Annotated in this window: 12 protein-coding genes and 2 pseudogenes; 2 read left to right on the top strand and 12 right to left on the bottom strand. The window is 64.2% G+C overall.

Going from position 1 to position 14,182, the window contains the following annotated elements; all coding sequences use genetic code 11:
* Positions 1-169 precede the first annotated feature (169 nt).
* On the top strand, positions 170-1,183 hold the full coding sequence (locus GM910_RS14355) for a GntR family transcriptional regulator (protein ID WP_246226136.1): 1,014 nt from the start codon (positions 170-172) through the stop codon (positions 1,181-1,183).
* Between the two features lie 33 nt (positions 1,184-1,216).
* On the opposite strand, the gene GM910_RS14360 is transcribed toward GM910_RS14355, so the two are convergent.
* The 5 genes from GM910_RS14360 to GM910_RS14380 are packed head-to-tail and all read right to left on the bottom strand — an operon-like array spanning position 1,217 to position 5,496.
* Positions 1,217-2,191 carry a 5-oxoprolinase subunit C family protein gene (locus GM910_RS14360; protein ID WP_159588337.1) on the bottom strand — a complete coding sequence of 325 codons (975 nt, stop codon included), beginning with the start codon at positions 2,189-2,191 and terminating at the stop codon, positions 1,217-1,219.
* Positions 2,181-3,056, bottom strand: coding sequence for a 5-oxoprolinase subunit B family protein (locus GM910_RS14365; RefSeq protein ID WP_159588339.1), 876 nt, complete (start codon positions 3,054-3,056; stop codon positions 2,181-2,183). Before GM910_RS14365 ends, GM910_RS14360 begins: the two co-directional genes overlap by 11 nt.
* The gene (locus GM910_RS14370) at positions 3,053-4,441 is read right to left on the bottom strand and encodes an acetyl-CoA carboxylase biotin carboxylase subunit (RefSeq protein ID WP_159588341.1); all 1,389 of its coding nucleotides are present in this window, start codon (positions 4,439-4,441) and stop codon (positions 3,053-3,055) included. Before GM910_RS14370 ends, GM910_RS14365 begins: the two co-directional genes overlap by 4 nt.
* Positions 4,442-4,446: 5 nt before the next feature.
* A complete protein-coding gene (locus tag GM910_RS14375) occupies positions 4,447-4,689 on the bottom strand; it encodes an acetyl-CoA carboxylase (RefSeq protein ID WP_159588343.1) in 243 nt (80 codons plus the stop codon).
* A gap of 27 nt (positions 4,690-4,716) precedes the next feature.
* Positions 4,717-5,496: a 5-oxoprolinase subunit PxpA gene (locus GM910_RS14380; protein ID WP_159588345.1), complete on the bottom strand. Its 780-nt coding sequence runs from the start codon at positions 5,494-5,496 to the stop codon at positions 4,717-4,719.
* Between the two features lie 185 nt (positions 5,497-5,681).
* Between GM910_RS14380 and GM910_RS14385 the strand changes: the two genes are divergently transcribed.
* A complete protein-coding gene (locus GM910_RS14385) occupies positions 5,682-6,632 on the top strand; it encodes a LysR family transcriptional regulator (RefSeq protein ID WP_159588411.1) in 951 nt (316 codons plus the stop codon).
* Positions 6,633-6,762: 130 nt separating this feature from the next.
* On the opposite strand, the gene GM910_RS14390 is transcribed toward GM910_RS14385, so the two are convergent.
* From GM910_RS14390 to GM910_RS14420, 7 genes and pseudogenes are all read right to left on the bottom strand, one after another.
* Positions 6,763-6,984, bottom strand: coding sequence for a hypothetical protein (locus GM910_RS14390; RefSeq protein ID WP_159588347.1), 222 nt, complete (start codon positions 6,982-6,984; stop codon positions 6,763-6,765).
* A gap of 243 nt (positions 6,985-7,227) precedes the next feature.
* Positions 7,228-7,766 (bottom strand): annotated as a pseudogene (locus GM910_RS14395) (lytic transglycosylase domain-containing protein); the annotation flags it as partial.
* Between the two features lie 4 nt (positions 7,767-7,770).
* Positions 7,771-8,145 (bottom strand): annotated as a pseudogene (locus GM910_RS14400) (type IV secretion system protein); the annotation flags it as partial.
* A gap of 65 nt (positions 8,146-8,210) precedes the next feature.
* Complete coding sequence (locus GM910_RS14405) at positions 8,211-9,077, bottom strand: ATP-binding cassette domain-containing protein (protein WP_159588349.1); 867 nt, start codon at positions 9,075-9,077, stop codon at positions 8,211-8,213.
* Positions 9,074-11,086 (bottom strand): Fe(3+)-hydroxamate ABC transporter permease FhuB, encoded by a 2,013-nt coding sequence (gene fhuB, locus GM910_RS14410; RefSeq protein WP_159588351.1) that lies wholly within the window; start codon positions 11,084-11,086, stop codon positions 9,074-9,076. Before fhuB ends, GM910_RS14405 begins: the two co-directional genes overlap by 4 nt.
* The gene (locus GM910_RS14415) at positions 11,083-11,994 is read right to left on the bottom strand and encodes an ABC transporter substrate-binding protein (protein ID WP_159588353.1); all 912 of its coding nucleotides are present in this window, start codon (positions 11,992-11,994) and stop codon (positions 11,083-11,085) included. Before GM910_RS14415 ends, fhuB begins: the two co-directional genes overlap by 4 nt.
* Positions 11,988-14,141: a TonB-dependent siderophore receptor gene (locus GM910_RS14420; protein ID WP_159588355.1), complete on the bottom strand. Its 2,154-nt coding sequence runs from the start codon at positions 14,139-14,141 to the stop codon at positions 11,988-11,990. The genes GM910_RS14415 and GM910_RS14420 overlap by 7 nt, the downstream gene beginning before the upstream one ends.
* Positions 14,142-14,182 lie beyond the last annotated feature (41 nt).

The following is a 14,182-nucleotide window of genomic DNA, read 5'->3' on the forward strand; positions in this document are numbered from 1 at the left end:
AGGAGACCTCTGCCCCGACCGCTTCGACAGCCTTGTTTTCAGGCATTCGGGCGCGATCGCGAGCAGAAGGCTGCACAAAAAATGATCTTTGTATTCCAGACTCACCTGCAGCGTGTATTTTTGCCATTGAAGCCTGCGGCGAGAAAAGCCAAAACCGGAGCGGGGCCCAATGACCCGGACAGAGATGAATTCCGCCACGCCTTCCACCAGAACGCCGCTTTACCTTTCGGCGGCCGAGACGATCCGCGCCAACATAAGGACGGGCGTACTCGGTCGCGGCCTGGTGCTTCTGGAAGGGCCGATTGCGGAGCACCTGAAAATCTCGCGCAGTTCCGTGAAGCGCGCGCTTGCATTGCTTGAGACGGAAGGCGCCGTCACCCGCTTCAATGGCCGCGGCTATCTGGTCGGCCCGCCCGGCACGGACATCGCGCCGGTGCGCAAGGACATCAAGACACTCGATCTCTTGGTCGAAGAAGCTCATGACGAATCCCTCAACAGGCCCAACTGGAAACGCATTCACGACCAGGTGGAGAGCGACGTTTCCTCCTGCCTCGTGTTTGGCCAGTACCGGATCGTCGAAAGCGACCTCGCGGCGTATTTCGACGTCAGCCGCACGGTGATCCGCGATGTTCTGGGACGCCTGCAGGAGCGCGGCCTTGTAACGAAAAGCTCGACGTCGCGCTGGCTGGTCGGCCCGCTGACGGCAAAATCCATCAAGAACAAGTTCGAGTTGCGCATTATCCTGGAGGTGGCCGCGCTGCGTTCGGCGGCACCATTCATCGACAAGATCGCGCTGGAGCGTCTGTGCAGGCAGATGGAAGAAACCGAGCGCCAGGGTGGTCCGATCGAGGCCGAGCGGTGGTTCGGGCTTGTCAACACGTTCATTGATCTTGCCATCCTTTCCACTCCCAATCGCGACCTGCGCTCGCTGATTTCCAACAACCGGAAGACGCTGCAGGCCTCGCAGAAGGCGCTTTTCAATCTCGGGCTCGCGGGCGACGCCCTGTCGATCCGCGAAATCCGGATGATCGGCGAACTGCTCATCGTCGGCGCCACGCAAAGCGCCGCAGAACTTTTGGAGAACCACCTCTCCAAATCGCGCGACCGCACAATCGCGCAACTCAAGATCGTCGCCGTCCTGCCCCAGCCGGGGCATTTGGCGCCTTATCTTATTCCCGTCTGAAAGCGCGGTTCGCGACCCGCGCTACCGTCCGGACTATCGGAGCGCCGTTCGCAAGCGGTCGAGCATGGCCGCGCGCTGGCGGCGTGCATCGAGCGCCTCCTCCATCGTTGCCCGGCGAAAATGCGTGCGGGTGTTGGGCTGCAACTGGCCAATCAGGTCCATGTCGGCGGAAATCACCGTTCCGATCATGAAATAGCCGCCGCCCGAGACCGCATCTCGATGCAGGATGATCGGCTCGGTTCCACCAGGCACCTGCACCGATCCGTACGGATAACAGCTACCCACGATATTGGAGGGATCCGACCCGGCACCGAACGGCTGTTCACGCTCGATGAACTCCAGCGGCGTGCCGCCCTTGAAGCGATACCCCATGCGGTCGGCTTCAGGTGCCACCCTCCACTCTTCATCGAAGAACCGGTCGAGCGATTCCCTGGTGACGCGGTGATCATACAGTCCTGGGAGGATGCGGAGCTCGACCGGCATCGGCGATTTCCGCCGAAGACCCTCCGGAACGGATTTTCCCGCCGCCGGCTTCGTGGCGTCCTGACCAACCGGCAGCTCGTCGCCGGCGGTAATCGCGCGACCTTCGAAGCCGCCGAGGGCGCCGATCGGATAGGTGGAGCGGCTGCCGAGCGCCGCCGGCACGTCGATGCCGCCGGCGACGGCGATGTAGATGCGCGCTCCGGCCGCCAGGAAGTCGAAGCTGAGCACCTGTCCGGCCTTGACCGGCAGCGCGGTCCAATCGGGCTTCACCTCGCCGTCGATCTTGACCGGCATCTCGGCGCCGGTGACGGCAACGACCGTATCGGTCTGAAACGCGAGCGTCGGACCGACGAAGACCGCCTCGAGCCCCGCCGCGCCCTCGTCATTTCCAACCAGCAGGTTGGCCGCGCGCAACGCGAAACGGTCCATCGCGCCGGAAACCGGGATTCCGAGATGAAAATAGCCGGGGCGACCGAGATCCTGTACGCTGGTCAGCAGGCCCGGATCGAGCACCTTAATCGTCATTGATCATGCCCTCCAGCCGCGCGTTGTAACCCTTGATGTCCACGTTGAAGGCGCGCAGATCGAATTCCACCTCGCGGATTTTCGGGGTGAATGCATCGCGCCGCACCGCTTCCATCGTGCGGTCATATTCCGAGCGATCGATCGGCCTGAACTTCACGATGTCGCCGGGCCGGAAAAAGACCATGAAATCCTTCAGATAGTTGGTCTTCTGATCCGGATCGAAGATCGGCATGGGCGTGATGCCGAACATCTGATATCCGCCGGCACCCCGGACCGAATAGATGCAGGAGAAGCAACCGCCATAGCCGACCGTGTGCTTGGGCGTGTCGGTGCGCGGGCGCAGATATTTCGGCACCTGAATCTGACGTTCGCGCTCGACCATCTGATACATGAACGGCAGGCCCGCGACGAAGCCGACCATGGAGACGAACCAGGGCGAGCCCGAATGGGCGGCGATGAACGCCTCGACGCCGTCATAGCCGTTGATGCGCGCGGCATATTCGAGGTCGCTGGCCCGGGGATCCTGGTGACGCTCGCGAAACCGCATCAGCGTCTCGTGGGTCCAGGGATCCCGGTAGTATACGGGAATCTCGATCAACCGGGTTTGCAGAACCGGGTCGGCGCCTTCGGCCTCCGCCTCGATCGACTGAACGGTCTGCAAAAGCGCCTCCGGCGCAATCACGTCGGGATCGTACTTCACCTGAAAGGAGGCGTTGGCCGGGCAGATCTCGGTGATGCCATCGATACCGCGTTCGGAAATGATGCGCGTCATCGACAGGCTCTTGAAGAAGGCGTCGAGGGACATTTCCTCATCGACTTCGACGAACAGGTGCTCGTCGCCGCCGAATGTATAGCGCGGCTTCATCGGACGTTCTCCGTTTCGGTGGCGGTTTCGCTCAAGGGAGCGCCTGCGAGCCAGTTCTCCAGATACTTGGTGTGAAACGCGCCTGCGATGACATCGGGATTGGCGGCGATGGCCAGATGCAGGGGCACGGTGGTCTTGATGCCGCCTATGGCGAGCGCGCCGAGCACTTCTTCCATGCGCCAGATGGCGGACGCCCGATCCGGACCATGGACGATCATCTTGCCGAGCAGTGAATCGTAGAACGGCGGAACGACGTAACCGTCATAGAGCATGGTGTCGAAGCGAATGCCATCGCCGTTCGGCACCGACAACCCGCTGACCTGGCCCGGCGAAGGCAGGAAGTTCCGTGCCGGATCTTCCGCGTTGATGCGGCACTCTATGGCGTGCCCCTTGATGCGCACATCCTCCTGCGCGATGGAGAGCTTTTCGCCGCCTGCGATGCGGATCATCTCGGCAACCAGATCGATGCCGGTGATCATCTCCGTCACCGGGTGCTCCACCTGAATGCGCGTGTTTACCTCGATGAAGTAGAAGGCCTGCGCATCGGCATCGTAGAGATATTCGACCGTACCCGCCCCGCGATAGCGCACGGATTTCGCCAGCGCGACCGCACTTTCGGTGAGCGCCTTGCGCACCGACGGGGACAGTCCGAAGGCTGGAGCCTCCTCCCATACCTTCTGCCGGCGGCGCTGCAGCGAGCACTCGCGCTCGAAACAATGGATGACGTTCTCGCCATCGCCCAGAATCTGAACCTCGATATGCCGGGCGTTCCCGATCACCTTCTCGACATAGAGACCGCCATCGCCAAACGCGGCCCGAGCTTCAGAGGCGGCTTGCGGGAACTGTTTCTCGAAGGCTTCGAAGTCCTGCACGATACGGATGCCGCGACCGCCGCCGCCCGCCGCGGCCTTGATCATAACGGGAAAGCCGATCTCCTCGACCAGCGCGCGCGCCTCGTCTAGACCGGCGACCCGGCCCTCGCTGCCTGGCACCGTCGGCACCCCCGCCTTGCGCGCCACCTCGCGCGCGGCCACCTTGTCGCCCAGAAGCCGAATGGCATCGGCGTCCGGACCGACAAAGATCATGCCCGCATCGGCAACCGCCTCGGCAAAGTCGGCATTCTCCGCCAGAAAGCCATAGCCTGGATGGATAGCATCGACGCCCTTCTCCTTCGCAGCGGCGATGATGGCCCCGATGTCCAGATAGGATTTTGCAGCGGGCGGCGGGCCGATAAGCACGCCATCATCCGCCATCCTGACCGCAAGGGAGTCCGCATCGGCGGCGCTGTATGCTTGAACGGTGCGGATGCCGAGCGCCTGCGCCGCCCGGACGATGCGGACCGCGATCTCGCCCCGGTTTGCGATGAGGAGAGAGCCGATGGCCATGCCGCCTACCCTTCCATCTCGGCGATGACCTGACCTGCCATGACCGCGTCGGCATCTTCGAGCAGGAAGCGGATGGACTTGCCCGGCTCCAGGGCGGCGACTTCGTGAAAGCTCTTCATTACCTCGATCAGCGCCACCACGTCACCGGCGGCAACGTCGTCGCCATCGGCCTTGAAGGGCGGACTTTCCGGGGAGGGCTTCCGGTAGAAAACTCCTGGCATCGGCGCCTTGATCTCAACCTTGCTCATGACCCCTTTCCCCTTCGTGTCCGCGTTCTAGCGAGCCGGCAGTTGCGCGACCGGAACGGCTCTGATTCCGTTCTCCGTCAGGCGACGACGCATGGCCGTGGCGATCTCTGCCGAGCCGAGCGTATCGGAATGGAAGCAGATGGATTCGAATTCGATATCGATTTCATTGCCGGTGACCGTCGTCACCTTGCCCGTCTGGCAGGCCTTGACGACCTTTTCGGCAATGGCCTCAGGATCGAGACGCTCGACGCGACGCGTGAAGACGATGGAGCCATCGTCGGCGTAATCGCGGTCCGCGAAGAATTCGCGGATCACCGGATGGCCCGCGGCCTTGGCGATCTTGTAGGTGGCCGACATCCCCATGCAGAAGATGGCGGTGTCGGGCTGAACCGCCCGCATGTAGCGTACGAAAAGGTCCGAAAATTCCTCGTTCACGGCCAGCTCCATATAAAGCGCGCCGTGCGGCTTTACATGCTGAAGGGACGTTCCATGACGCTTGGCGAATTCACGGATCGCGCCGACTTGGTAGATGATGTCGTTGACGAGCTCGGACGCGCTGCCATCGAGACGTCGGCGGCCGAAGCCCTGCAGGTCACGATAGCCGGGATGTGCGCCGACACCCACGCCGTGCTCGACAGCCATGCGCACGGTCCGATCCATCAGGCTCGGGTCGCCAGCGTGGAAGCCGGTAGCGATGTTCGCGGAACTGATGAACTTGATCAGGGTGCCGTCGTCGGTTTCGCGCAACTGCCAGGCGCCGAAACCTTCGCCCATGTCGCAATTGACGTCGATCGCCCGTACGGCCATGCGACACTCCCAGCTATTGCCCGCAACCTTACCGGCTTTTGACGGGTCTCCGTTCCACTCGCAGGCAGCCTAGGAAAACAAATTAGAGATTGGAAATTCTATTTTCCAATGCTGTAATATCAAAAAAACAGATATCGGTGGCGGGCACCCGAAACCCGCGTGAAAGATTGCAAGGGAGGAACGCGATGTCGATCAGTCTTCGTCAGATCCGCTACTTCGTAGCAACGGCCGAGCTCGGCCAGATCTCCCAGGCCGCCGTCGAACTCTCGATCTCGCAATCGGCGGTAACGACGGCGATCCGCGAATTGGAACGCACCGTCAATCTGCAACTCTTCCACCGCTCGACGAACGGCATGGACCTGACGCCAGCCGGGCGCGAGTTTCTGTTCCATGCCTATGAGATCCTGCAGAAGGTGCATGAGGCAACACACCTCACCATTCCCTCCGGCGATGTCGAGGGTCGCCTCTCCGTAGCCGCGACCTATACCGTGATGGGTTATTTCCTTCCGGATCATCTGCAAAGACTTCGGCGCAGTCTTCCGGGTCTCGATATTCAGTTGTTCGAATTGAACCGTGAGGCAATCGAGGAAGGGCTTCTCGACGAACGCTACGATATTGCCGTGCTTTTGACCTCAAACGTCCGCAATCCGCAGATTGCCAGCGAAACGATGATCAGCTCGACCCGCCGGCTCTGGGTGCCCTCCCGACACCCATTCCTGCAGAAGGCACGCGTCGGCCTCTCAGACGTCGCAAAAGAACCCTACATCATGCTCACTGTCGACGAAGCGGCCAACACCTCGCTCGGCTACTGGAGCGCAACGCACTACCGCCCGAACGTCAAATTGCGCACATCCTCCGTCGAGGCGGTGCGCTCCATGGTCGCCAGCGGCCAGGGCGTGGCTATCCTCTCCGACATGGTCTACCGTCCTTGGTCGCTGGAAGGCCAGAGGCTGGAGACGATTGTGCTCCACGAGCATATACCGGCGATGAATGTCGGACTGGCCTGGGTCCGAAAAGCAAAATTCAACCGTCCCATGGAAGCTTTCCGAGCCTATTTCCGGCAGACATTTCATATTCCTCAGACAAGGACATCGGCGCCATCGACAGGCCCTGCACAAGCGGCACCGTATATTTGACCGCCCGCAGGCAGTTTCCTTGCCAAGACGAGCGCATACGAGTTCTTGATCGACTGAACATGGTTCGAGCGTTTCTCGGCACATTCTTGGACTCCTTCACGTCCTAGGGATCAATGAGTCGATTCAGCGTCTACAAGGCTTCCGCGGCGAGGAAGGCTCGGCGGCCAATCGCGTGCGGAAGTTTCACCTCAATGAAGATCGCCGGTTCGCGCAACCGTCGCGCCGGACGTGACGCGGCCGGATCGCGAGACGCCGCCCCCGCTTTTTTCGCGGCCGCAAGGGCCTGCGCGATGAACGGGCGCGTGGCGCGACGAGCGGATGCGGCCCGGCGAATGCGGAACTCATCGGCCATCGCATCGCTCCGGAATGTGCAAAAAACGCAGCAAGTATGGAGGGTTGAACAGTCGGCGCACATTGCGCCAAAGGCTGACAAGGTGCGGAACGCGCCAGAAAATCCAAGCAAAACAACCGACCGAGCGACGCGCAATGTGCGCCCTTTTAGCCTGCCATCGTGCGGTTGTTGGACCTGCCGCCCCCGCTGGCGCCCGCCATGCTACGCCAGAGTCCGACAGGGCAGGAATGCACATGGCGTCAGTCATGACGAGCCCCTTGTACTGCCGTCGGCGACGAATATCGGTTCAGACCGTGGTTGCGGCGTGTGTTTGCGCTGCTCCGGGACGGGAGAGTGGGACGTTTTCGACGGCTCCTCGGAGGCACGGTTGTCGACACTCCGGCGGTCGTTTGAGCGCGGGAAAAAGAGCGGTTCTTCACGCCAGTCCGGTGGCGATGGCGGTGCGGCCGGAGTGTTCGGCGACGGCGCGATGACGCCAAGCGCTGGCGCAGTAAATCGACATAGGCGCACGTCTCGGCAGGCAGCGGCCGGCCGGTTGCGAGGTAATCGTCATAGCGGGCTGGCCCCGCATTGTAGGCCGCCAGCATGGCCGGAATGGCGCCGTAGCAGTCGTACATCTCGCGCAAATAAGCTGCGCCCGCGAGGATGTTGTCGCGCGGATCGAACGGATCGCGGCCGAGGTGATACCGGGCGCGCAGGTGATCCCAGGTATCGGGCATGACCTGCATCAGCCCCATCGCGCCCGCGGATGAGACGGCACGCGTAGCGCCGGCGCTCTCGGCGCCCACCTGACGAGATCACCAGCCCCAGCACGCGCTCGGCCATAAAGGCGGTTTTGTTGAAAAGTCCGAACGGCACGAGGATGAAGCCGGCCAGCGCCGCCAGTTTGAATTCGATCAGGGTGAAGAAGAGCTGGATTGCCAGAATGAAGAAGGAGACGAAGCCCATCAGTTCGGCGATCGAAGCAAGGATCGGCCGACCAGCCTCCAAGCCGATTTCGGCGATGCGGCGGGGCTGGAGAAGCTCGCCGGCGCTCAGGCTGCCTCCCGATGCGATGAGCCCCAGGCCGGCGAAGCTTTCGAAGACGATGCGGGCGAGCGTGTTCCAGTTGCCGATTATGTAGGCGAAGACGCCGACGAAGAGCGTCTTCTTGATGAGCCGGACCGCGCGGTTCAAGCCGATCACAGAGGCGGCCTGATCATGTGTCGATAGGCCGGCTTGTCTCCTTACCGCGCCACCGCCACCGGTCGGCCGGTAGCCGGGTGCTGCATCACGTCCATCCCCACTCCGTAGACTTCGTGCAGCCGATCGGGCGACATGATCTTGTCGGGCGTTCCGCGCGCGATCAATCTGCCGGTGTGGAGAGCCACGATCTCGTCGCAGAACCGCGCGGCCATATTCACGTCGTGCAGCACGATCACCACGCTGATGCCCTTTGTCCGGCTGAGCCGCTGCACAAGGGACAGCACTTCGATCTGATGGTGGACGTCAAGGGCGGATGTCGGCTCGTCGAGCAACAGGCATTCGGCGTCCTGCGCCACCAACATGGCCAGCCAGACCCGCTGAAGCTCGCCGCCGGACAAAGTGTCGACCAGACGGTCGGCAAAGGCGGTTACGCCCGCCAGAGCCATTGCCTCGCTCACTGTCTCCCGGTCGGCGATGCCGAAACGGCCGAGCGCGCCGTGCCAGGGGTAGCGGCCGAGCGCGACCAGCTCCTTCACCAGCATTCCGGACGCTGGAGGCGTTTGCTGCGGGAGGTAGGCGACCTTGCGCGCGAATGGCCGATCCCCCCATGCCGAAAGCGCCCTCCCCCGGAAGCGGAGCGTACCCGCCGACGGCGGCTGCTGACGAGCGAGGAGCTTGATCAGCGTGGATTTGCCGGAGCCGTTCTGCCCGATGAGCCCGACGACCTGGCCGGGCGCAATGTCGAGGCTAAGCGGTTGCAGCAGGATGCGCCCGGGAACCCTGTACGTGACCTCGTCGAGGGCGAACAGCGCCTCGCTATCCAGGCTTGGCGCCGATTGGGCAGGCGGCGCGGTCTTCGCCGTGCCGATGAGCTTTTTACCAGGGTCGCGGATGCCAAGGTGGGTCATCGCCTGCCTTTCCACATCAGGATCATGAAGAAGGGACCGCCGGCAAGGGCGGCGAGCAGGCCGGCCGGGACTTGCCAGGGAAAGATCAGCGTCCTGCCGGCCCAGTCGGCCAGAAGCAGGGAGAGCGCGCCAAAGCACGCCGCCGCAAGAAGCTGCGGCAGGGCGCGCTGGAAGCCAAGCGCCCGCGCCATGTGCGGCGCCATCAGCCCGACGAAGCTCAGCGGCCCGATGACCAGCGTTGAGACGGCCGTGGGGACGGCAATGAGAAGCAGAAGGATGGAGCGGACGCGGCCGAGCCCGAGGCCGAGCGCCCGTGGTGCGGCTTCACCCAGCGGCAGGATATCCAGCCAGCGCGCGGTCAGCGGCACGAGCGCCAGGGTGAAAGCCGTTGCGATGGCGGCCGTGGTCGCATCGCCCGCCGTCGCGCGGTAGGTCGACCCCGACAACCAGGCAAGAAGGAAATCGAGGCGCGGGTCGCCGCTGGCAAGAAGGATCGCCGAGAATGCCGAGGCCATCGTGGCAATCGCGACGCCGGCAAGCAGCAGACGGTCGGGCGCGAACGCGTGCCGCCGGCCAAGGAGGACGATTGCGGCGAGGGTGACGAGCGCGCCGGCGGAGGCCGCCGCGAACATCGCGGCGCGGTCGAGCCCCGCGCTGAAGAGGAAGAGCAAAAGGACACCCAGGGATGCACCGCCGGTCACACCCAGCACCTCGGGCGCGGCCATCGGATTGCCGGTCATGCGCTGCATCGCGGTTCCGGCGACGGCCAGCATGGCCCCGGCGGCAAGCGAGATGATGACGCGCGGCGCGCGCAAGGGCAGCCACTCGGCAAGCTCGGACGGCAAAGCCCAGTGCCAGCCGCCAAGGCCTTGCCCGAAGGCGACGGCTGCAAGCGCCGCAACGGCGAGGATGAGCACCATGGGGAGAAGAGACGGCCAGCGGGCGCGGTGCTGCGTGAGAAGGGGCATTGCCCGCAACCGGTTCGGCGTTGCCTGCATCCTCGGCAGGAGCAGGAGGAGCAGGGGCGCACCGAGAAACGCGGTCGCGGTTCCGGCCGGAATGTCGCCTGCGAAAGGCGCGATCTGCACCAGGCGGTCGGTGAGCCACAGGAGCGCGGTGCCCACAAAGGGCGCCCAGACCATGCGCTGGCCCAATGTGCGCGCGCCGGCAAGCCGCGCAAGGGCCGGTGCCGCGAGCGCGACGAAGCCGATCACGCCGACGGCTGCGACCACGAGGGTGCTGAGGGCGACGGCGACGGCCACGGCGGCAAGCCTGGTGAGGGTTGGCCTTGTGCCAAGGCCCGCCGCGCCTTCCTCGCCCAGGTCGAGAAGCCGCAAGGGGCGGACGAGCAGGAAGGCGATGATGGCCGCGACGGCGATCCAGGGGACGAGCGCCAGGGCGATCGCATCCCCGTTTTGCACCAGAGAGCCGGTCTGCCAGATGAAGAGTTCTTCGGAATATTCGCGGTTGATCGCCATCAGCAGCGCGCTGGCCGAGCCACAGGTGAGGCTGACGATGAGGCCGGTGATGATGATGGCGACCGGCGAGAAGCTGCGGCCCCTCGCAAGCGCGAAAACGACAAGCGTCGTGGCGGCGCCGCCCGAAAATGCCACCCACTCGCGCCCCGTCTCCAGGAGCCAGGGCGCGTAGAGCGTCGCAATCGTCAGGGCGAGGCTGGCGCCGGCATTGGTGCCGATGGTCGTCGGCTCGGCGAGCGGGTTGCGCAAGGCCTGCTGGAGCAAGGTGCCGGCAAGGCCGAGGGCCGCACCTGCCTGCACGGCGACGAGGAGCCGGGGCAGGAAGGCGTGCCGGTAGAGCAGTTGCCGCGGATCGTTGACATCCGGCGCGTGCAGCGCATCCCACCACAGCCCTGCGGGCAGCAATTGGAGAAGGCCGATCACGGTGAGGCAGGCCGCAAGGGCGGCCGGCGCGCCGACCAGCGCAACGAGTGCGGCCCGGCCGGCCGAAGGCGGCGCCGGAAAGGCGGCGGGAAGCGGCCCCGCCGTCATGAGATTTCCGCCAGAAGCGTTGCGAAACGGGCGGCGGCGGCCAGCCCGCCAAAGGGCCAGACCGGCGGTATCGTGGTCACCTTGCCTGCCCGTACGCAGGGAAGATTGGCCCAGAGCGAGCTCTTGTCGATCCTGATGCGGATATGCGGCGGGATGGGGTCGAGCGAGATGAGCCGCGCCTCCCCGATCGCCACCAGCTCCTCTATGCCGAACGAAGAGAAGCCCCAATCGTTCGTCTCGCCGGTCCAGGCGTTGACGAGCCCCAGCCTGTCAAGCACGTCCTGCAGGAGGCTGCCCTTGCCGTAGACCCGCACATGCCGGTCGTCGAACATGCTCACGACCGCAAGCGGCTCGTTCGCCAGGCCGGAGAGCCCGCGTTTCACCTTTGCGATCGTGGCGGCGGTTTGCGCGATCAGGCGCTCGGCATCGGCCTTGCGGCCAAGCCTCAGGCCGAGCTCCCGCGTCACATCTTCTGCCTGCCGGTAGGGTGTGCCCGTGCCATCGTAGAAAGGCACGTTGAAGGTCGGCGCGAAGCGGGCGAAGGCGCTCTCGTCGAGCCCGTAGCCATAGGCGCCGACGATGAAGTCCGGCTTCAATTCGGCAAGCAACTCGAGATTGGGCTCGCCGCGCGCGCCGAGATCGATCGTCTGAGCCGGCAGCGCAGGCCCGACCACCCAGTCGCGATAGCCCTTGGTGTCCGCCACGGCTACCGGCTCGATGCCGAAGGAGATCACCATCTCGGCCGAGGTCCATTCGAGGCAGGCAATCCGCGCCGGGCCTTCGGCCAGCGCCGGCAGCGGGCCGGCGCCCAGCCACGCCGCAGCCAGGCCGCCGAGGCATTCCCGCCGCGTGAGGCGAGGCGCACGGCACGGGCCGGCGCGTCTTCCTGTTCGGCCTTTATCTACCACCGGTATTTGACCGAGCCCGAGATCTTGCGGCTCTCGCCATAGAAGCAGCCGTTGCTCTCCGCGTAGCAGGTCGCGACATACTTCTTGTCGAACAGGTTGCTGACGTTCAGCTTGAACTGGAAGTCCTTCCAGTCGTAGTGGACCGCCGCGTCGACCAACGTCGCGGCAGGCACCTTGAAGCTATTGGCGTCGTCGCCGTAGCTAGAGCCGATGTAGCGGACACCGGCGCCGAAGCCGAGTCCTTCCAGCCGGCCGCTGCGGAACGTGTAGTCCGCCCACAGCGAGGCGCGGTGATGTGGCACGCCGTAGGGCACATTGCCGCCAGTGCCTTCCGCGTCGTCGGTGATCTGCGTGTCGAGATAGGCATAGGCTGCCTTGAGGTCGAGACCCATGCCGAGGCTCGCCACGCCCTCCACCTCGATGCCGCGCGAGCGGATTTCGCCGGTCTGGGTGGAAACGTTCCCGAATGAGCGGACCACGTTCTGCTTGCGCAGATCGAACGCCGAGACGGTGACGAAGGAGTTCCAACCATCCGGCTGATATTTCACGCCAACCTCGTATTGCTCGCCGGTTTCCGGTTCGAAGGCGCCGCCGGCGGGATTGGTTGCAAGTTCCGGCAGGAAGGACGTCGAATAGCTGACATAGGGCGCAAGGCCGATGTCGGAGAGGTAGACGAGGCCGGCGCGCCCGCTGAAGGCGCTGTCGGACTGGCTGGTGGTGGTGCCATCGAGGTTCTCCAGCGTGTCGGTCTTCGCCCAGTCGTGGCGCCCGCCGAGCGATAGCACCCAGTTGCCGAACTTGACCTGGTCCTGCGCGTAGACACCCACCTGGCTCTGGGTCGTGTCGACATCGGTATAGACGCTCAAGGGCGGCAGCGGCTGGCCGAAGACCGGATCGAAGATGTCGATCGGCGGAGCGTCGCCGGTGGTGCCGCGGTCGCTGAAGTCCGTATACTGGTAGTCGAGGCCCAGGAGCAGCGTGTGGGAGAGTTGGCCGGTGTCGAAGGCCGCCTCGACCTGGTTGTCGATGCCGAAGGTGCCTATCCTCGACAGCCCGCCGTCGGCGTAGCGGTAGTAGGTGCGGCCATCGGGGTCGAGACCGGGCGCGAGGTCTGGATTGGGGTTGGCGCCGCCGCCGAAGATGCCTTCCGCCTCGTTGTGGAGATAGGCGTAGCGGGCGTTCTGGCGAACGGTCCACGTATCGTTGAACCGGTGCTCGAATTCGTAGCCCAACATGGCCATGGACGTGTCGTAGCGGTCAAAGCCAGGCTCGCCGACAAAGTGGCTGGCCGGCAGCGTTCCGTTGGGATTGGGCAGCACCGTCCCCTTCGCCGGCAGAAACTGGATACCCCAGCCCTGATTGTCCTTCTGGTATTTGGCGAACAATGTCAGGCTGGTGTCGGCATCCGGCTGCCACTTCAGCGACGGCGCCAGGAATATGCGGTCGTCCTCGACATGATCGATGAACGTATCGCCGTCGCGGTAGAGCCCGGTCATCCGATAGGTCCACACCCCCGCCTCGTCCAGCTTTCCGCCCATATCGGACTGGCCCTGGTAGCGGTCGAAGCTGCCGGCGCCGACTTCGATCTCGCGGAATGTCTCGCCGGTCGGGCGCTTGCTGACATAGTTGACGATGCCGCCGGGGCCCGCCTGGCCGTAAAGCACCGAACTCGGGCCGCGCAGCACTTCGAGCCCTTCGGCGCCGTAGATGTCCAGCGGAATGAAGGCGGCGAAATTCGTACCCCTGAGCTTCAGCCCGTCCACATAGAACGCGTCGCTGGAAACCTCGAAGCCGCGCATCTGGATGCCGTAGCCGCGCAGGTCGCCGCCCCAGAGTTCGCCATTGACACTCGGTGTGTAGCGGAGGGCAGTGCCAAGCGTTTCCGCTCCCCGGGCTTCGATTTCATCCGCGGTGACGACGGAAACGGACTGCGGTGTCTCGATCAGCGGTGTGTCGGTCTTGCTGCCGAGGCGTCCTTTCTTGGCCACATAGCCTTCCTGGTCGAAGACGCCTTCCGTTCCAGCCTCGACTTCCAGCCGCTCGAGCTGGGTCGCCTGCTGCGCAAGCGCGTGCGATGGAAGACTGGAGAGCGCAGAGCCACTGAGAAGCACGACATGCAGCGAATGACGGATAGGACGAAAATCCACGACGAAACCCCTCGACTGAAACAGCGTGGCTTCGCCCTAGC

It is taken from the genome of Chelativorans xinjiangensis (assembly GCF_009812055.1).
GTDB lineage: Bacteria > Pseudomonadota > Alphaproteobacteria > Rhizobiales > Rhizobiaceae > Chelativorans > Chelativorans xinjiangense.

Coding starts and splice junctions, on each gene's coding strand:
- GM910_RS14365 (WP_159588339.1), bottom strand. CDS start 3,056: ATGAAGCCGCGCTATACATTCGGCGGCGACGAGCACCTGTTCGTCGAA.
- GM910_RS14385 (WP_159588411.1), top strand. CDS start 5,682: ATGTCGATCAGTCTTCGTCAGATCCGCTACTTCGTAGCAACGGCCGAG.
- GM910_RS14360 (WP_159588337.1), bottom strand. CDS start 2,191: ATGACGATTAAGGTGCTCGATCCGGGCCTGCTGACCAGCGTACAGGAT.
- GM910_RS14405 (WP_159588349.1), bottom strand. CDS start 9,077: ATGACCCACCTTGGCATCCGCGACCCTGGTAAAAAGCTCATCGGCACG.
- GM910_RS14380 (WP_159588345.1), bottom strand. CDS start 5,496: ATGGCCGTACGGGCGATCGACGTCAATTGCGACATGGGCGAAGGTTTC.
- GM910_RS14370 (WP_159588341.1), bottom strand. CDS start 4,441: ATGGCCATCGGCTCTCTCCTCATCGCAAACCGGGGCGAGATCGCGGTC.
- GM910_RS14390 (WP_159588347.1), bottom strand. CDS start 6,984: ATGGCCGATGAGTTCCGCATTCGCCGGGCCGCATCCGCTCGTCGCGCC.
- GM910_RS14355 (WP_246226136.1), top strand. CDS start 170: ATGACCCGGACAGAGATGAATTCCGCCACGCCTTCCACCAGAACGCCG.
- fhuB (WP_159588351.1), bottom strand. CDS start 11,086: ATGACGGCGGGGCCGCTTCCCGCCGCCTTTCCGGCGCCGCCTTCGGCC.
- GM910_RS14375 (WP_159588343.1), bottom strand. CDS start 4,689: ATGAGCAAGGTTGAGATCAAGGCGCCGATGCCAGGAGTTTTCTACCGG.